Below are 18,170 nucleotides of genomic sequence, written 5' to 3' on the forward strand. Positions count from 1 at the left end.
CCGGCCGACCCGGTCAGCCGCGGTCGGCGGACCCCAGCAGCGCCCGGGTGAAGAACCGGTTGACCACCCGCATCGCGACGCTGTACGGCCACCAGGCCACCCGCTTGAACGCGTACAGCGCGCGGATGTCCACCGACGTGTAGATCAAAAACCGGTTCCGGCGCACCCCGGCGAGGATCTTGCGGGCCGCCCGCTCCGGGGTGACCGCGTGGCCGGAGAACCGGTCCACCCACTTCTGCACCTGCGGGTCGTCGCGGTCCACCCCGGCGATCTCGACCGTGTTGACCAGCGGGGTGCGCACCGCGCCGGGCACCACCACCGACACGCCGATGCCGTGCCGGGCCAAGTCGAACCGCAGAACCTCCGACACGCCGCGCAGCCCGTATTTGGACGCGCTATAAGCGGCGTGCCAGGGCAGTGCGACGATCCCGGCCGCCGAGGAGACGTTGACCAGCTGACCGCCGCGCCCGGCCGCCAGCATCGGCGGGATGAACTCCTCGATGACGTGGATCGGGCCCATCAGGTTGATCGAGACCAGCCGGGTCCACTGGTCGTGGCTGAGCCGGTCCACCGTGCCCCAGGCCGAGATTCCGGCGATGTTCATCACCACGTCCATGGCGCCGTGGCCGGCGTGGATGTCGGCGGCGAAGGCGGCCACGTCGTCGTGGTCGGCGATGTCGATGACCCGGTGCGCGGGCACCTGAGCGCCCAACGCTCGGGCGTCGGCGACGGTCTCGGCCAGCCCGTCGGCGTTGCGGTCGGTCAAGAACAGCTCCGCGCCCTCGGCGGCCAGCGCCAGCGCGGTCGCCCGCCCGATGCCGCTGGCGGCCCCGGTGATGAAACATCTCTTACCCGCGAAGTCCTTCACAGCCATCCGCCGACGATATCGTCGCCGCCGGCCGCCGCAGTGACTAATCGGCGAGTTGGCCGCCCCACAGCGCGTTGAGCCACAGCGCCTCGAGCACCCGCAGGCCGCGGGTGACGTCGGCGTCGGGCCCCAGAAACGTGGTGTCGCCGGTGAGCATCGTCGCGGTGGTCGCACACAGCGTGCGCACCAGCACCGGGATGTCGTCGCTGATCGGGTGGGCGGTGCCCGCGGCGATCTCGGCGCGCACGATCACGATGACCTGTTCGACGACGGTGTCGATCTGCTGATCGAGGATCTCGCGGATCTGCGCGTCGCTGTAGCGGGCCTCGTTGCAGGCCACCATCACCGGGTCGTTGTGGGCGAACACCAGCGCGGCGCTGCCGACCATGCGCCGGGCGAACGCGGCCGGGGTCTCGTTCGCCCCGCGCGCAGCGAAGAACGCGGTGAGCTCTTCCAACTCGGCGGTGGCCTCGGCCATGATCTGGGCGAGCACCGCGTACTTGGACTCGAAGTAAAAGTAGAAGCCCGATCTCGCCACCCCGGCGCGGTCGCTGATCGCGCTGACCGACAACTCGGCAAGCGGCCGCTCCTCGAGCAGTTCACGCACCGCGGTGAGGATCGCCCGTCGCTGCTTGTCGCCACGACGCTGGGGCGCTGCCGTGCCTGCCCGCTGTTCGGTGCTCACCTGCCTACCATGCACCAGGCCACACCGCGGGCAAAACTTGACAGGCGTCAAATTTCGGGGTGGGATAGCGAATACGTGACGGCCACCACAGCCGTCGCGACACGCTGCCCGTTTCCTCCGACCCGTTCACCGCCAAGGAGCGTCGATGGCCACCATCAGCACCCCCCACTACCTGCTCGATCAGGCCAAGCGCCGGTTCACCCCGACGCTGAACACCATCCCCGGCATGGCGATGGTGGAGAAGGCGCTGCTGACCGTGAACTGGAAGCAGCACACCCTGGCCGAACCGCCCGCCGGCAGCGACCTCAAACCGATCCGCGGTGACTCCGGCCTGCCACTGCTGGGCCACATCATCGAGATGTTCCGCGGCGGCCCGGAATACCCGAAGTTCCTCTACGAGACGCGCGGGCCGGTCACCTTCGCCGACTCACCGATCCTGCCGTCGATCGTGGCGATGGGACCCGACGCCACCCAGACCGTCTTCGCCAACCGGAAGAAGGACTACTCCCAGAAGGGTTGGCTCCCGGTGATCGGCCCGTTCTTCGACCGGGGCCTGATGCTGCTGGACTTCGAGGAACACCTCGCCCACAAGCGGATCATGCAACAGGCCTTCACCCGGCCCAAGCTGGCCAGCTACGTCGCCGACATGGACCGGTGGGCCAGCAAGACCGTGCAGGACTGGCCCACCGACGACCCCCGGTTCCTGGTGTACCCGGCGATGAAGGAACTGACCCTCGACATCGCCTCGGTGGTGTTCATGGGCCAGGACCCCTCCACCGACCAGGTGCTGCTGACCAAGGTCAACAAGGCGTTCGAGCAGACCACCCGCGCCGGCGGGGCGATCATCCGCACCGGGGTGCCGCCGTTCAAGTGGTGGCGGGGCTTGCAGGGCCGCAAGGTGCTCGAGGAGTACTTCGTCGAGCGGGTCAAGCAGCGCCGCAACTCCGACGGCACCGACATGCTGACCGCGTTGTGTCACGCCCAGGACGAGGACGGCAACACCTTCACCGACCAGGACATCGTCAACCACATGATCTTCTTGATGATGGCCGCCCACGACACCACCACCTCCACGGTGACCACGATGGCCTACCACCTGGCCGCCCACCCGGAGTGGCAGGACCGCGCCCGCGAGGAGTCTGACCGCATCGGCGACGGCCCGCTGGACATCGAGACGCTGGAATCGCTGGGCTCCCTCGACCTGGTGATGGACGAGTCGCTGCGGCTGGTGACCCCGCTGCCGTTCAACATGCGCCAGACCGTCCGCGACACCGACCTGATGGGCTACTACGTGCCGGCCGGCACCAACGTGGTCATCTGGCCGGGCGCCAACCACTGGCTCGACGAGCTCTACACCGACCCGATGAAGTTCGACCCGGAGCGGTTCCTGCCGCCGCGCGAGGAGCACAAGAAGCACCGCTACGCCTGGGCGCCGTTCGGCGGTGGTGCGCACAAGTGCATCGGGATGGTTTACGGCCGCCTGGAGGTCAAGACGATCCTGCACCGGATGCTGCGCCGGTACCGGCTCGAGCTGGCCCGCCCGGACTACCAGCCGCGCTGGGACTACGGCGGCATGCCGCTGCCGATGGACGGTATGCCGATGGTGCTGCGCAAGCGCTGAGCCGGCTTTCGGGCGGGTTTCGGCGCCGGCTCAGTCGGCCAGCAGCCGGTTGGCGCAACCGATCACCGCGCGCAGCGCGGATTCGGTGGCGTCGCGGGCCCAGCCCATCGCCCACTCGGTGCGGGCGCCGTCGCTGCCGCAGACGAACGTCACGGTGTGCCCGTCGCCGGAGCGCATCTGGTGGAACCGCACCGTCTCCACGGTGACGCCGTGCTCGTGCAGCATCGCGGTGACCGCGGCGATCGGACCGCTGGCCACCGCCGTGTCGGTGCGGACGTCGTCGCCGTGGGCGATGGTGGCGCGGTATCGGCAGGAGCCCAGCGAGCGGGTGCGGCCCCGGGACCACTGGCCCAACCGCAACGGTCCCGAGCAGCCGGACGGGTAACCGTAGGTGGTGACGAACTGGCCCCAGTCCATGGTCTCGGCCTGCTCGCGCAACCCGCGCGGCAGTGCCACCCCGAACCGGTCGACGAACCAGGTGTTGGCGTCGATCGACGGGCTGGAGTGAATGAAACGGCTGGTCATGTGTCGGCTTCCTCGGATTTCGGAGGGTGACCGACGGGCAGGGATCCGACCCGCAGCGGGAGGCCGGTCCGGATCAGACCCCGCTGCGGGTGCTGGCTACCACAAGCCGATCACGCAACCACGACACAGCACCGAGCCTAGCCATCGGCCGGGTGCCCGGCAACCGGGTTCACCGGCCGGGTGTCATCCCGCCGCGACCGCCTCCAGCGCGTTCTGCAGCAGCCCGCCGACCTCCTCGGCGACGGCGCGCACCTCCGGCTCGTCGGTGAGGTCGGCCATCAGCGCCGGGTTCATCGCGTCGACGATGACGGTGTCGGCGGCGGCCGGGTCGCGGCGCACCACCACGTTGCACGGCAGCAGCACCCCGATCTGGCGGTAGGCGTTCACCGCCCGGTGCGCCAGGCCGGGGTTGCAGGCCCCCAGGATCAGGTAGTCCTCCATCTCCTTGCCCAGCTTGGCCTTCAGGGTCGCCTTCATGTCGATCTCGGTGAGCACGCCGAAGCCCTGTTCGGTCAGAGCGTCGCGGGTGCGGGCGACCGCCTCGTCGAACGATGTCCGCACGGTGGTCGACAACGCCACAGCCATGGTGGCCCTCCTTCGTCTCGGGTGTCCCTCACGCCAGGGTGAGGAAGAGTTTCTCCAGTTCTTCTTCGGTCAGCGGCTCGTCGTCGCCGCTGCTGGTACCGGCGATGCAGTCGCGCAGCCCGGAGGCGACGATCTTGAACCCGGCCCGGTCCAGGGCGCGGGACACCGCGGCCAGTTGGGTGACCACGTCGCGGCAACTGCGGCCCTGTTCGATCATCGTGATCACCCCGGTCAGCTGCCCCTGGGCGCGGCGCAGCCGGTTGAGCACCGCGGTCATGTTCTCTTCGTTGTCGCTCATGGCATCTCACCCGGCGCTCAGCCGGCCGCCTCCTTCTCGGCGTCGGCGAACTCGCAGAACGCGTCGTAGGCGCGGGCGCCGTAGATGGTGGCCGGCCCGCCCATCATCAGGATGGCGACCCCGATCGTCTCGGCGGCCTCCTCCTTGGTGGCGCCCGCCTTCACCGCGGCGCGCGCGTGCGACGCGATGCAGCCGTCGCAGCCGTGCACCACCCCGATGGCCACCGCCATCAGCTCCTTGAACTTGGTCGGCACCGCCCCGTCTTTGAAGGCGGCCTTGCTCAGCGCGCCGAAACCCTCGTACACGTCGGGGATCTGGGCGCGAAGCGCACGATGCTGGGGATTCAGGTCGTCGAGGACGTCGTGGTAGGTCATACCCGAATGATACCCCTCGGGGTATCTGAGCGCCAGGTCCCGGCGACTCCCGGTCAGGACAGGATGCGCCGCGCGACGTTGGTGGTGACCAGGTCGAGCAGCTCCTCGCCGCGGCCGGCCAGGATGGTGCGGATGGCGTAGAGGGAGAACCCCTTGGCCTGCTCCAGGCTGATCGCCGGCGGGATGGTCAGCACCTGCCGGGCGGTGACGACGTCGACCAGCGCGGGACCGTCGTGGGCGAACGCCGCGCTGAGCGCGGGCTCCAGATCGCCGGGCTGCTCCACCCGCCTGCCCAAGACGCCCATCGCGGCCGCGACCGCAGCCAGGTCCGGGTTCTCCAGTTCGGTGCCGAAATTGACCAGACCGGCGGCCTTCATCTCCAACTCGACGAAGTTCAGCGAGGAGTTGTTGAACACGATGATCTTCACCGGCAGCCGGTTCTGCACGACGGTGAGCAACTCCCCGAACAGCATCGCCAGCCCACCGTCGCCGGCGAAGGCGACCACCTGCCGAGACCGGTCGACACTTTGGGCGCCGATCGCGTGCGGCAGCGCACCGGCCATGCTGCCGTGGTTGAACGACCCGATCAGCCGGCGCCGCCCGTTCATCGTCAGATACCGCGACGCCCACACCACCGGGGAGCCGACGTCGACGGTGAACACCGCGTCCTCGGCGGCCAGTCGGTCGGCGGTGACCGCGACGTACTCCGGGCGGATCGGGGTCCGGCCCCGGTCGTCGACACCGAGCGCGTCGAGGCTCTTGCGGGTCTTGCGGTAGTGGCCCAGTGCGCGTTCCAGGTGGCCGCGGTCGGGGTTGCCGCGCAGCAGCGGCTGCAGCGCGGTCAGGGTGTCGGCGACGGTGCCGACCAGGCCCAGGTCGATCGGGGTGCGCCGGCCCAGGTGACGGCCGCGGATGTCGACCTGGATGATCGTCGCGTTCTCCGGATAGAACTGCTGGTAGGGGAAGTCGGTGCCGAGCATCAGCAGCACCCCGGCCTCCTCGATCGCCTTGTAGCCGGAGGCGAACCCGAGCAGCCCGGTCATGCCGACGTCGTAGGGGTTGTCGTACTCGATGTACTCCTTGCCGCGCAGCGCGTGCACGATCGGGGCGGCCAGCGTCCCGGCCGCCCGGATCACCTCCTCGTGGGCGCCCGCGGTGCCCGCCCCGGCCAGGATCGTCACCCGGTCGGCCTCGTTGAGCAGCCGGGCGGCTCGGGCCAACGCGGCGTCGTCGGGGCGGGCGACGATCGTGCTGGCGGTGACCGCCCGGGTGGTCCAGCCGGTCTCGCCGGCGCGGGCGGAGAACACTTCGCCGGGCACCACCACCACCGCCACCCCGCGTTCCTCGACCGCGGCGCGCATGGCCTGGTGCAGGATCCGCGGCGCCATCTCCGCGGTGGAGATCAGCTCGCAGTAGACGCTGCATTCGGCGAACAGTTCCTGTGGGTGGGTCTCCTGGAAGTACTCCGAGCCGATCTCGGCGCGCGGGATGTGGGCGGCGAACGCCAGCACCGGCACCCGGCTGCGCTGCGCGTCATACAGGCCGTTGATGAGGTGCAGGTTGCCCGGCCCGCAACTGCCCGCGCAGACCGCCAGCTCACCGGTGAGGGCGGCCTCGGCGGCGGCGGCGAACGCCGCACTCTCCTCGTGGCGGGTCAGCTCCCAGGTGATGGTGTCGGCGCGGCGCAGCGCGTCGGTGAGCCCGTTGAGGCTGTCGCCGGGGATCCCGTAGATCCGTTGCACCCCGGAATGCTGCAGCGCGGTGACGAAGTGGTCGGCAACGGTGGCCATCGGACCTGCCCTCCTTCATCGGACACTCCCAGGGTGCCCGATCGGCCGCGAAACCGCCCGGGTGGCTATTTGATCAGCGGGTCACGCGGCATCCCCAGGATGCGTTCGGCGATCTGGTTGCGGCTGACCTCCGAGGTGCCGCCGGCGATCGCCATGCCGCGCGCGCCCATCACCATCCGGCCGGCCAGCGCCGCCGGGCCGTCGGTCAGCGCGACCTCCGGGCCCAGCAGGGCCGCGCCGATCGCGGCGCCCTCGCTCATGTGCTCGGCGAGGTTCAGCTTGGTGATGTTGCCTTCCGGGCCGGGCCCGGCCCCCTCCAGCGTGCGCACGGCACGGCGCAGGTTCAGCAGCCGCAGGGCGTGGTCGTTGGCCAGATAGGCGCCGACCCGCACCTTGGCGCCGGCCACCCGGTCGGGGTGCTCGCCGACCAGGGTCACCAGATGCCCGGCGATGCCCTCGTGGAACGAGCCGCCGCCGCCGATGCTGACCCGCTCGTTGCCCAGGGTCGCCCGGGCCACCGTCCAGCCGGTGTTGGGTTCGCCGACGACGTCTTCGTCGGGGATGAACACGTCGTTGAAGAAGACCTCGTTGAACTCCGAGCCGCCGGTGATCTGCCGCAGCGGGCGGACCTCGACGCCCTCGGCGTTCATGTCGATGATGACGGTGGTGATCCCGGCGTGCTTTGCGGCATCGAAGTCGGTGCGCACGGTCGCCAGACCACGCCGGCAGTAGTGCGCTCCGGAGGTCCAGACCTTCTGGCCGTTGAGTTTCCAGCCGCCCTCGACGCGGGTGGCGCGGGTCTTGACCGCCGCGGCATCGGAGCCGGCGTCGGGCTCGGAGAACAGCTGACACCAGATCTCTTCCTGGCGCAGCGCTTTGGCGACGAACCGGTCGATCTGCGACTCGGTGCCGTGCTGGATCAGGGTGAGGATGACCCACCCGGTGATCGAATAGTCGGGCCGGGTGATGCCCGCGGCGGCGAACTCCTCCTCGATCACCAGCTGTTCGACCGCGGACGCGGCGCGCCCCCACGGCTTGGGCCAGTGCGGCATGATGTAGCCGGTCTCGATGAGCTTGTCCCGCTGGGCGTCTCCCTCGAGCGCCGCGAGTTCGGCCGCGTCGGCGCGAACCTGCTCGCGAATCCGGTCGGCCTCGGCCGGCAGGTCCAGGCTGTTGGCGCGGCCGGTGCCTGCGGCGGTGTGCTCGAAGGTGTCCACCGCGGGCGCGTCCCCACCGAACAGGGCGCGCAACGTCAACGCGCGGCGCAGGTGCAGGTGGGCGTCGTGCTCCCAGGTGAACCCGATCCCGCCGTGCACCTGGATGTTGAGTTCGGCGTTGCGGGCGTAGGCGGGCAGCGCCAGGGTGGCCGCCACCGCGGCCATCAGCTGCAACTGCGCTTCCGCGTCCTCGGCGGCCTCCCCGGCGGCACGGGCGGCGTCCCAGACCGCGGCGGTGGCCGATTCGGCGGCCACCAGCATGTTGGCGCAGTGGTGTTTGACCGCCTGGAAGGTGGCGATGGTCCGGCCGAACTGCTGACGCACCTTCGCGTAGTCGACGGCCGACTCGACGCAGTCGCCCGCCCCGCCGACCGCCTCGGCGGCCACCAGCACGCGGGCGCGGGCCAGGGCGGCCGGCCGCGCACCGGGCAGGATGTCCGCGTCGCCGACGGCGACGTCGGTGAGGGTGACCCGCCCGGAGCGTCGGGTCGGGTCGAGGTTGTCGGGGATCTGGACGCTGACCCCGGCGCGGTCGCGCTCGAGAACCAGGACGTCGTCGCCGGCGGCGATCACCAGCAGGTCGGCGAGGCCGGCGCCGAGCACCACGCCGGCGTCCCCGGCAGCCGCCCCGTCGGCGATCCGGACGTCACCGCCGAGGCCGACCCCGGCGGTGACGCTGCCGTCGATCAGCCCGGGCAGCAACCGGCCCTGCTGCTCATCGCTGCCTGCGGCGGACACCACCGACGAGGCGATCACGGTCGGCAGGAATGGTCCGGGTGCGACCGCGCGGCCCAACTGTTCGGTGACGACCACCAGTTCGGGCAGGCCGTAGCCGGAGCCGCCGTGGTCCTCGGCGATGTGCAGGCCCAGCCAGCCCAGCCGGGCCAACTCGGCCCAGAACGCGGGCCGCTGTTCCTCGTCGGCGTCGAGCAGTGTCCGGGCCGCGGCGCGGGCCTGCTGCGCGGCCAGGAAGTCGGCCGCCACCTCGGCGAGTTCACGGTGGTCGTCGGTGAGCGCGATCCCCATCGGGGCCTCCTTACAACGGCGGTCGAGTTATTCGGGGGCGAACCGCTGCCCGGCGTCCAGGCGCAGGCATCGGCCGTTGAGCATCGGCGCCATCCGGGGGCCTCCGTCGTCGCTGCGATAGTCATGCTCGACAAGCAAACTATCGTGCCGCCCGGCGGCTCGGGACGGTCAGGGCTGCTTTTCCGGCGACCGCTGGCCGTAGGGCACCGCGGCCAGCAGCGTCACCGAGATCGCGGCGCCGCTGGGCACCCGGTAGGTGCGCCGCTCCCCCGGCCGGGCGCCGGCCAGGGCGGTGCCCAGTGGCGACTGCGGTGAGTAGACCTCCATGTCGCCGGGATCGACGTCGCGCACCCCGAGCAGGAAGGTCTCGGTCTCCTCGGTGTCGTCGAACCGGACGGTGAGCACCATGCCCGGCTCGGCGATCCCGTCGTCCGGCGGGTCCTCCCCGACCGTGGCGTGGGCGAGCAGGTCGTGAATCTGCGCGATCCGGCTCTTGCGGGCCTGCAGGTGATCCAGCGCCACCGATTCGTCCTCGTCGTGGCTGTCGAGCAGCTCGTTGAGTTCGGCTTGGAGCCGTTCGTAGGCGCTGCGGGTCATCCAGACGGATTGTGGGCCGGTCATGAGGTGTTCTCCGTTTCTTACGTACGCCGGAAGCTTGGGTGGCGCTAGCGCGCCGGGTCGAACTCGCGCAGGGCTGCGGGCAGTGTGCCGGTGGTGATCAGGTCGGTCAAGAGCCTGCCGGTCGCCGGTCCCTGCGCCATTCCCCACATGCCGTGTCCCCCCGCTACATAGATTCCTGGTTCCGGCGTTGCGCCGATGACCGGCCGGGAATCCGAGGTCAGCGGCCGAGGACCGACCCACGGGTCGGTGCGCTGGCCCCAGTTTATCCCGTCGAGCAGCGGTTCCGCGGCAGCGGCGATGGCATCGAGGCGCGCGGGCACCGCCGGGGCGTCCGGCGGGCGGAATTCCATCGTGCCGGCCACCCGCAGCCCCCCGCGGTACGGGGTGCAGGCGACACGGGCGTCGGGCAGGTAGATCGGCGTCGCGACCGGCCGGTCGGTGGCCACGGTGAACGAGTAGCCGCGCCCGGCCCGCACCGGGACCCGGACCCGCCGCCCGGCCAGTGCCGACAGCCAGGCCCCGGTGGCCAGCACCGCCACGTCGGCGGCCAGTTCTCCGCCGTCGGCGGTGCGCGCCACCACCGTCCCGCCGTGGGAGCGCACGCCGGTCACCTCGGCGATGCGCAGCGTGGCCCCGCGCCGGACGACGTCGTCACCCAGCGCCTCGACGAACCGGCCGGGGTCGAGGTGACGCTGCCCTTCCACCCGCACCGCGGTGGTGACCCGCTGGGAGGCCAGCGGCACCTGCTCGCGCAGCGCCGCACCGGTCAGCCGGGTGTGGTCGACCGGTTGGCCCGCATCGTGGAACCGGCGCAGGTCGGCTTCGAATCCTGCTGCCTGTTCGGGGGTTTCGAAGATCGCGGTGATCGGCCCCTCGGTCAGCGGCACCTTGACGCCGCCCGTGGTGAGCACGTCGTAGGCCGGTAGCGAGGCGTCGTTGAGTGCGACGGCCGCGCCGACCGCGCGCCGCCACGACGACCACCGGCAGTGCGCGGCGAACCGCAGCAGGAACGACCACATCCGCGGGTTCGCCGACGCCGGGATCCGCAGCGGCGCGGTCGGGTCGAACAGCGAGGTGATGCCGTAGCGCAGCACGGTGGGTTCGTTGAGCGGGATGGTCAGCGCGGGCGAGATCCAGCCGGCGTTGCCCCAGGAGGACCCGGCGGCCACCCCGGTGCGGTCGATGACCGTGACCTCCACGCCGCGTTCCTGCAGGAACCAGGCCGTCGACAACCCGACGATGCCGGCACCGACCACGATCGCGGTGCGCGGGGCCCTGTCTGCCATCCGGTGACCTCCTCTGCGGTACGGCCGCGGCCGGGTGCCGGCGACTCCGCTTCCCATGATGTCCCGGTTGCGCGGGCACCGGCCGCCGGACGGGCAACGCCGCAGCTCGGGAGGGTGGCGCGGGCGCGGTTGTCCCCGGGTGAGCCGGATGCACCATGATGAGCGGTGCGGTGGTGGGATGCTGACGATGGCCGGAGGTGCCGTGCCGGCCGGGCGGATGGAGAGGGACGATTTCGGAACAACCCCTGGGTGACGGATCGGGCGGCCTGCAGCGGTTCTGCCCGTTCTGCGGTGCGACCAACCCGCCCGGAGCGCACTTCTGCACCGCCTGCGGTGAGGCGCTCGACGCCGGCCCCACCGCCGCAGGCCCGGCCGAGGCGCTGGAGGTGCCGTCGGCGCCGGTGCGACTCGCCGGCCGGGCGGTGCGTTCGGTCGCCGCGCTGTTGGACCTGGCCGCGATGCTCAGTCCGGCGCTGCCGCTGGCCGCGGTGGCGACGGTCTTCAAGGTGCCCGCGGTGGTCTACATCGTCGTGCCGTTGGCGTTCGCGCTGGTCTGGGCGTGGCTGCAGGTCTGGCAGGCGGTCGGTGGGACGTCGTTCGGCAAGGCGATCCTGGGGCTGCGGCTGATCCGGACCGCCGATCACCGGGCCCCCGGGATAGCGCGGACGCTGGGGCGCAGCGCGGTGTTCATCCTCACCGCGGGCCTGGCGGGCCTGCCGGTGCTGAACGGCCGGCCCGGCCTGCACGACCGGGTCAGCGGCCTGACCGTGCTCGACGTGGTCAACGGCGCCGATCCGCTGGGTCCGCGCCGGCGGCGCTGGGCCGACCGGCGCGGCGCCGGTCAGGACTGATCGCGCGGCGGCGGCGCCGCGATGCGGGGTGCTTTCGGCGGGGCGGCGGCGATCCTGGGCGCAGGCGCGGCGGGTTCGGCGGCCGGTCGGGCCGGCCGGGTCGGGGCCGCCTGGGTCGGGCGGGGCGCGGGCGCCCGGAGCTGGCGGAGGAAGGCCGCGGCCAGCAGCATCAGCGCCAGCACCGCGAGAACGACGTCGATGATGCCGGTGATCTGCTGGCTGAGGTCGTTGCCGTAGACGGCGTTGATGGCGTCGGGGTTCAGCGGCATGCTGCGCGGCACCAGCGCCACCCCGACGATCAGCCGGCACACGGTCAGTGCGGCCACCACACCGAGCAGCAGCGTGGTGACCGCACGCGGGGTGGCCCGGTTGCCGCTGTTGAGCACGAGCCATCCGGCCGCGACCGCGGTCAGCACGTCGAAAGCCATCAGGGCGGTGTTGTTGTAGGGCAGGGCGGGCAGCGCGAGTACGCCGTTGAGGATCACCCCGACGATCCGCAGCACGGCGGTGCCCCCGCACCAGACCGCGATCAGGATGAGGCAGGCGCGGGTCGCCGCCCGCCACAGGGCGTCGGAGCCGGTGGCGGAGGCGGCGCGCAACGCGGCCGCCCCGACCAGCCCGGCCACCGCCACCCAGGCCAGGTAGCCCTCGTAGCCGACGCCGGCGGTGCCGGTGTTCTGCGCGATCCCGTGGAAGGCGTCCAGGTCGCGCCCGACCGGCAACAGCCACAGCAGCGCCACCGCCACCAGGGTGGCGCCGCCCAGCAGGGTCGTCGCCAGTCGGTGAGCCCGGGTGCCGACCAGAATCCAGCGGCCGACCAGCAGCACCGGCGCCAACGCCACCAGCGTGTAGAGCAGGGCGGTCACCGCGGTCATGATGTTGGCGCCGCCGGCCGGCCCGGAGAATCCGCCGACCACGTAGCGGGTGCGCAGGTAGAGGTTGACCAGGGCGGCGAGCACGCCGAGCAGGATCGAAGCCCAGCCCAGGAGGGTGCGGGCCTGCGCCGTGCGGGTGTTCGCGCCGCCGGGCGCCGCCGGATGCGCGGCGAGCAGCGCCCCGGCCAGGCCCACCAGCGCGCCGGGCCCGACGCCCGGTGCGGCGACGCCGTCGCCGCCGTGGCGCAGGGCTCCGATGATCGCTGTGATGGTGAAAGCGGCCACGACCAGCAGGTAGGGGGCGCACAGCGGTAGGCGCGGCCCGGCCGGTTCACCGGGGCTGCGGCGCCGGGCGAGTTCCCCGATCGCCGGTGCGGCCAGTGCCGACAACGTCACCACGACCAGCACCGCCATCACCCAGCCGCGGGTGCCTGCGATGCCGACGCCGGTGTGGATGTTCCACGGCAACAGCAGCCCCACCACCAGCAGCGCGGCGGCGAGGGCCTCCCGGCCACGGCTCGGTGCCGCGGCCGGCGGCGCTTGCGGGGCGCGTGGGGTCGCCGGGGTCTCCGGTCTGGTCATCTCGTCCACCTTCCGCAGCTATTCCGAGCTGTCGCCGCCGAAGTCGGGCATCTTCATCGTCGGCATCGACGGCATCTTCGGCTCCTCGTAGGCGGGGGCCTGCTGCGTGGGCGCCTTCGGCGCCGGGATCTCGTAGGCCGGCGCCTCATACGTCGGCGCCTCGTACGTCGGGGCCTGCCGGGGCGGGGCCTCGTAGGTCGGCGCCTGCTGAGTCGGGGCCTCCTGGGCGGGGGCCTCGTAGGTGGGGGCCTCGTAGGTGGGGGCCTCCTTGGTCGGGGCCTCCTGGGTCGGGGCCTCCTTGGTGGGCGCCTCCGTCGGAACCTCCCGGGTCGCCGGCGGCTCCTGCGTGACCGCCGGCTGCTGTGTCGGGCTGTCGGCCGACGTCTCGGCCGGGCGCTCGGTCGTCTGCCGCGCGGGCGGCTCCGTCGTGCGCTGTGGAGCCTCCGAGGCAGGCTCCGAGGCAGGTGAGGTCTCGGATGCCGGCGACTGCGAATCCGGGACCTCCGAGGCCGGTGTCGTCTCCCCCGGCGAGGGCCGCTCACGGCTCTCCCCCGGCTCGGTCGGCGCGGTCTCCGACGCGGGACTCTGCTCACCCGGGCCGGTCAGTGCCGGCCCCTCGGTGGCCGGGGAGGTCTCCGGAGCCGTCTCCGGGGCCACCGTCGCCAGGTCCGGGAAGACCGGCGGCGATTCGCTGTCCTGCACCACTTCTGGGCCGGTGCCGACCAGGGTCGGGTTGAGTGCCTCGACGTCGGTGATCGGTGCGCTCAGCGGGTTCAGCCCGACGTCAGCTCCGGTGTCGGGCAGATCACTGATCTCGGTGATTCCCGCGGGCAACAGCGCCGACTTCTCCTGCGGTGTGATGGTCTTGGAGAACAGTTGCGGCGGAATGCTGTTGGTCATCCGCAGCGGGCTGAACGGAGCCGCCACCGCCGCGGCAGTGTCGGCCATGAACAGCGCACCCTGCAACGGGCTGACGGCTACCACCGCGCCGAGCTGGGCCAGTGTCGGCCCGAGCGTGGAGGCGACGGCATTGACGGCGTTGGCGCCCGCGATCACCGACATCGGCGCCATGTTGCTCATGTAGTAGAGGACCTGCAGCGGCGTGTACACGCCGAAGTTCGGGATCAGCCGCGAGACCAGGAGCGGCGCGATCGGGTCGATGCCGCCGGTCACGTTGGGCACCGGCGGCGCGACGGGTGGCAGTGGTGCGGCGGCGTTGCGCACCCCGAAGGTGCCGTCCGGGTAGACGTCGATCAGCGAGTTCGCCGCGCTCGCCGGCCGCGCCAACGACACCGGTTCGAAGGTGCGCACACTGGGCTGCACCCCCTTGACCGGCACGTGCTCGATCACCGTCCAGTTCTCCCCGTCGCGCTGCACGCCCTGTCCCGGGGAGTTGGGGAAGTAGTTGCCGGGCACCGAGGGCGCCTGCGCACGCACGTCCTGCCGCGCCGCGGTGGGGCTCACCCCGACCGCGACGCCGACCGCCAGTGCGGCGAACCCGACCACCACCGCCGCGGCGAAGGTGCTGCCCACCAGCAGCGCCCGCGGGCGGGCGCGCCGCTCCGGCGGCGCGAGGTATTCGGTGGACTCCCAGTCGTCATCCGCGTCAGGCTCATCGAGCTGGGTCGGCTCCCACGCCTCGTCGTCATCGACCTCGGAGTAGGCCAGCTGCGGCCCCTGCGGGCTCAGCTGGGTCATCGACGGGTCCGCCGACGCCGGCCCGGCGACCGGCGAGGCCGCGGTCGGGGTCATGCCGGTCATCGCGGCCCCGGCGGCCAGCGCCAGCGCGGTGTTCTCCCCCTGGGCGGTGGCCATCGCCGCGGTCTGCGAACCGGCCGGCCCGTCGGCGGCGGCGGCCGCGGCCGACTCGGTCACCGCGGTCACATTCGTCAGCGCTGTCCCGGCCAGCGCGTCGACGACCTGCGCCGCCCGCGCCGGGTCGCCGGAGACGCGGGTGGAGACCAGCCGATGGCCGGATTCGGTCAGCATCCGGTCGGTGGCCACCAGCGTGGCCACCAAATCCTCGATACCGCCGGTGAGGTCCACCTGCGACCGGTCGATCACCGGGTGCGGCGGCGCCGCATCCAACAGCGCGATCTGCGCGACGCCGTCGTCGATGACGGCTCCCAGCGCGACTTCCATCTCGCTCACCCTCCGCTCGGCGGCCGCCGTCCGTCGCAACCCCCCTGGTCACAGCGCGACATATGCCACTGTATGCATGTCGCCGTCGCGGCGGCGGACGTTACAGATTATTCGGCGGCGGCTCCGCGGCAGGTCAGAAGTCGTCCCAGTCGCTGTCGGTGGTCTCCTCGGTCTTGCCGATCACATAGGAACTACCGGACCCGGAGAAGAAGTCGTGGGTCTCGTTGGCGCCGGGATCGAGGCTGGCGATGATCTCCGCGGGCGGCTTGCAGTCCTCGTCGGCGAACGCGGGCGCGAAACCCAGGTTCTGCAGCGCGCGGTTGGCGTTGAGCCGCATCCAGGCCAGCACGTCGGCGGTCCAGCCCAGATCGTCGTAGAGCTCGCGGGCGTAGCCGACCTCGTTCTCATACAGCTCGTCGAGCAGCCGGTAGGCGTATTGCTCGAGCTCGCGCCGACGGTCCGGGTCCTGCTCGCGGAACCCGTACTGGAACTTCTGGCCGATGTACCAGCCGTGCAGCACCTCATCGCGCAGGATCAGCCGGATGATGTCGGCGGTGTTGGTCAGCCGGCCCCGCGCCGCGTAGTGGAACGGCAGGTAGAACCCGCTGTAGAACAGGAACGATTCGAGGAAGACGCTGATGACCTTCTTCTTCAGCGCGTCGTCGCCGCGGTAGTACTGCCGGATGATCCGCGCCTTGTTCTGCAGCCACCGGTTGCGCTCCGACCATTCGAACGCCGCGTCGATCTCGGTGGTGCCGGCCAGCGTGGAGAAGATGCTCGAATAGGAGCGGGCGTGCACCGCTTCCATTCCGGAGAAGAAGCACAGCACCGCCTCCTCGTGCATGGTGCGGGCGTCGTCGATCATCTCGATGCAGCCGACGGTGCCCTGCGCGGTGTCCAGCAGGGTCAGCCCGGTGAACACCCGCATCACGGTGAGCTGTTCGCGGTCGCTGAGCGCCGCCCAGGACTGCAGGTCGTTGGAGAGCGGAATTTTCTCGGGCAGCCAGAAATTGGAGGTCTGCCGGTTCCAGGCGTCGAGGTCGATCTGCTCCTCGATGCGGTTCCAGTTGACCGCGCGGGCCGCATCCAGTGGCTTGGCCGGCTCGCCCTCGGGACGCGACGTCGCCGCTGCGCCGTTGTCGGAAGTGAGCTCGGAAAGTCCCTGCGCCGCCAAGAAATCCTCCTCAAAAAAATTCGGATGGCCAAAGCCCAGCATAGGCCGCAGCGCCGACGTTTCATGGCCGGCAGATGTCAACCCCGGCGTGTCCTCGATTGGGCTTGCCGCCGCAGGCTCACGACGTCACGTCGATGGCACACAGCGCCCGCGCTGACTGCGCGGCGAGCTCACCGAGATACGGCGGGAGTTCGACGGCGCCGTCCTCGGCGGGCGGCAGATGACGCCGCAGCAGCGCGTAGGGCAGGTCGACCACGGCCGCCCGGACGCGGTCGCGGTTGATGGGCGCGGTGGCGCCCAGGCGGGCCGCCAGCGTGTCGATCGTGTCCGCCGTGCGTCGGTTGCGTTCAGCGAGCTCCTCGCCCTGGGCCGCCGGCCAGTCGGCGATGTCGAAGTCGGCGGCGCCGCGGGCGAGCACCCGCGCATACGACGGGTGGTCCGCGCTCCACTCGATGACGTGGCGGGCGGCCGCGGCCGCCGCGCTCAGCGGGTCCGGCTCACCGAACTTCTCCAGGTAGCCGCCTTGGAAGCGGTCCAGGGCATGCAGCCACATCGCGGCCAGCAGCGCCGGTCGGCCGGCGAACCGGTGATACACCGATCCGCTCGGCGCGCCGACCGCTGCGGCGACCGCGCGCATGGTCACCGCGGCCGGGCCGGACCGGGCGGCGATCTCTATCGCCGCGTCGAGCAGCTGGTCGAGGTCAAATTTCGCTGGACGACCCATAGTTTTAGAGAGTACCGTCTAATATCCGCGGAGAGGAGACCGACATGGCTGTGCACAACGTCCACGAACGCGAGTTGACCGGAATCCCACCGGAACGGGTCGGCCGGCTGATCGATGAGTTGGCCGGCGACAACGACCGGATCTGGCCCGTCCAGTCCTGGCCGGCGATGCGGCTGGACCCCGGACTGCAACTCGGCGCGCGCGGCGGGCACGGCCCAATCCGCTACACCATCGAGCAGTACGCGCCGGGATTCTGGGTGCGCTGCCGCTTCACCGGCCCACGCGGCGTCCACGGCTACCACGAGTTCAGTTGGCGCCGCGGCGCGACGGGCACGGTGCTGCGCCACGACCTGGTGGTGACCCCGCGCGGCCCGGCGCGGCTGGCCTGGCCGCTGGCCCTGCGCTGGCTGCACGACGCCCTGCTGGAGGATCTGCTCGACCGCGCCGAGCAAGTGGCCACCGGCTCCGTCCGTCGTCCGAGCCGGTGGTCGGCCTACGTGCGGTTGCTGCGGGCAGGCGCCCGGCGTCGGCCGGGTGCGCGGGCCGGTGTGCCGCAGGCCACGACGGCGGGCTGAGCACCTGACACCGCGACAGCCCCCGACCAACGCGAAAACCCGCTCCGATCGAGGTCAGAGCGGGTTTTCCGAACGTGGAGCTAAGGGGACTCGAACCCCTGACCCCCACACTGCCAGGGTGAAACGGGGTGTGCTGGCTCGTATTCCGGTGTCCACTCCGTGCCGATTAGTCCAGGTCAACGAGTCCATGCCGTTCCGATAGGTCCAGTCCATGTTTGCTCGCGATCGAGAGTCTTAGGACACGGTTAGGACACATCGAACAGGGGTTCGCTCCCGGAGTCCGACTAAGCCCGTAACCAGGTCGGTGAAGGCGGCGGTGGGGAGCCAGCAGATCGAGCCGAGCCACGTCGA

Annotated in this window: 17 protein-coding genes; 3 read left to right on the forward strand and 14 right to left on the reverse strand. The window is 71.3% G+C overall.

Features of this window, described 5'->3' with window-relative positions:
* Positions 1-13: 13 nt before the first annotated feature.
* Both AWC30_RS13735 and AWC30_RS13740 read right to left on the reverse strand, forming a co-directional pair.
* A complete protein-coding gene (locus AWC30_RS13735) occupies positions 14-874 on the reverse strand; it encodes an SDR family oxidoreductase (RefSeq protein WP_085110788.1) in 861 nt (286 codons plus the stop codon).
* A gap of 37 nt (positions 875-911) precedes the next feature.
* Complete coding sequence (locus AWC30_RS13740) at positions 912-1,571, reverse strand: TetR/AcrR family transcriptional regulator (RefSeq protein WP_085110823.1); 660 nt, start codon at positions 1,569-1,571, stop codon at positions 912-914.
* Positions 1,572-1,698: 127 nt separating this feature from the next.
* Between AWC30_RS13740 and AWC30_RS13745 the strand changes: the two genes are divergently transcribed.
* A complete protein-coding gene (locus AWC30_RS13745) occupies positions 1,699-3,174 on the forward strand; it encodes a cytochrome P450 (protein WP_085110789.1) in 1,476 nt (491 codons plus the stop codon).
* 30 nt (positions 3,175-3,204) lie between these two features.
* On the opposite strand, the gene AWC30_RS13750 is transcribed toward AWC30_RS13745, so the two are convergent.
* The 8 genes from AWC30_RS13750 to AWC30_RS13785 form a co-directional block, all read right to left on the reverse strand.
* Positions 3,205-3,699 carry a 2-isopropylmalate synthase gene (locus tag AWC30_RS13750; protein WP_085110790.1) on the reverse strand — a complete coding sequence of 165 codons (495 nt, stop codon included), beginning with the start codon at positions 3,697-3,699 and terminating at the stop codon, positions 3,205-3,207.
* Positions 3,700-3,882: 183 nt separating this feature from the next.
* The gene (locus tag AWC30_RS13755) at positions 3,883-4,284 is read right to left on the reverse strand and encodes a DUF302 domain-containing protein (RefSeq protein ID WP_085110791.1); all 402 of its coding nucleotides are present in this window, start codon (positions 4,282-4,284) and stop codon (positions 3,883-3,885) included.
* 28 nt (positions 4,285-4,312) lie between these two features.
* A complete protein-coding gene (locus tag AWC30_RS13760) occupies positions 4,313-4,582 on the reverse strand; it encodes a metal-sensitive transcriptional regulator (RefSeq protein WP_085110792.1) in 270 nt (89 codons plus the stop codon).
* A gap of 17 nt (positions 4,583-4,599) precedes the next feature.
* A complete protein-coding gene (locus tag AWC30_RS13765; RefSeq protein WP_085110793.1) occupies positions 4,600-4,956 on the reverse strand; it encodes a carboxymuconolactone decarboxylase family protein in 357 nt (118 codons plus the stop codon).
* Positions 4,957-5,009: 53 nt separating this feature from the next.
* Entirely contained in the window at positions 5,010-6,746 is a 1,737-nt protein-coding gene (poxB, locus tag AWC30_RS13770) for a ubiquinone-dependent pyruvate dehydrogenase (RefSeq protein ID WP_085110794.1), read from the reverse strand.
* A gap of 65 nt (positions 6,747-6,811) precedes the next feature.
* A complete protein-coding gene (locus AWC30_RS13775) occupies positions 6,812-8,989 on the reverse strand; it encodes an acyl-CoA dehydrogenase family protein (protein WP_085110795.1) in 2,178 nt (725 codons plus the stop codon).
* A 168-nt stretch (positions 8,990-9,157) separates the two neighbouring features.
* Complete coding sequence (locus AWC30_RS13780; protein WP_085110796.1) at positions 9,158-9,610, reverse strand: GreA/GreB family elongation factor; 453 nt, start codon at positions 9,608-9,610, stop codon at positions 9,158-9,160.
* A gap of 44 nt (positions 9,611-9,654) precedes the next feature.
* Positions 9,655-10,896 carry an NAD(P)/FAD-dependent oxidoreductase gene (locus AWC30_RS13785; RefSeq protein ID WP_085110797.1) on the reverse strand — a complete coding sequence of 414 codons (1,242 nt, stop codon included), beginning with the start codon at positions 10,894-10,896 and terminating at the stop codon, positions 9,655-9,657.
* 197 nt (positions 10,897-11,093) lie between these two features.
* Here AWC30_RS13785 and AWC30_RS13790 point away from each other — a divergent pair, with 197 nt between their 5' ends.
* Positions 11,094-11,747 carry an RDD family protein gene (locus AWC30_RS13790; protein WP_085110798.1) on the forward strand — a complete coding sequence of 218 codons (654 nt, stop codon included), beginning with the start codon at positions 11,094-11,096 and terminating at the stop codon, positions 11,745-11,747.
* Here AWC30_RS13790 and AWC30_RS13795 read toward each other — a convergent pair.
* From AWC30_RS13795 to AWC30_RS13810, 4 genes are all read right to left on the reverse strand, one after another.
* A complete protein-coding gene (locus tag AWC30_RS13795) occupies positions 11,738-13,204 on the reverse strand; it encodes a DUF7937 domain-containing protein (RefSeq protein WP_133053696.1) in 1,467 nt (488 codons plus the stop codon). The genes AWC30_RS13790 and AWC30_RS13795 overlap by 10 nt on opposite strands.
* A gap of 18 nt (positions 13,205-13,222) precedes the next feature.
* Positions 13,223-15,355: a hypothetical protein gene (locus AWC30_RS13800; protein ID WP_085110800.1), complete on the reverse strand. Its 2,133-nt coding sequence runs from the start codon at positions 15,353-15,355 to the stop codon at positions 13,223-13,225.
* 124 nt (positions 15,356-15,479) lie between these two features.
* Positions 15,480-16,436: a class 1b ribonucleoside-diphosphate reductase subunit beta gene (nrdF, locus tag AWC30_RS13805; RefSeq protein WP_234808090.1), complete on the reverse strand. Its 957-nt coding sequence runs from the start codon at positions 16,434-16,436 to the stop codon at positions 15,480-15,482.
* Between the two features lie 202 nt (positions 16,437-16,638).
* Positions 16,639-17,244, reverse strand: a complete 606-nt coding sequence (locus tag AWC30_RS13810) for a TetR/AcrR family transcriptional regulator (protein ID WP_085110802.1) — start codon at positions 17,242-17,244, stop codon at positions 16,639-16,641.
* A 44-nt stretch (positions 17,245-17,288) separates the two neighbouring features.
* On the opposite strand from AWC30_RS13810, the gene AWC30_RS13815 reads away from it, so the two are divergent.
* Complete coding sequence (locus AWC30_RS13815) at positions 17,289-17,819, forward strand: hypothetical protein (RefSeq protein ID WP_085110803.1); 531 nt, start codon at positions 17,289-17,291, stop codon at positions 17,817-17,819.
* Positions 17,820-18,170: the final 351 nt, after the last annotated feature.

This window comes from Mycolicibacillus trivialis (assembly GCF_002102395.1).
Taxonomy (GTDB): domain Bacteria; phylum Actinomycetota; class Actinomycetes; order Mycobacteriales; family Mycobacteriaceae; genus Mycobacterium; species Mycobacterium triviale.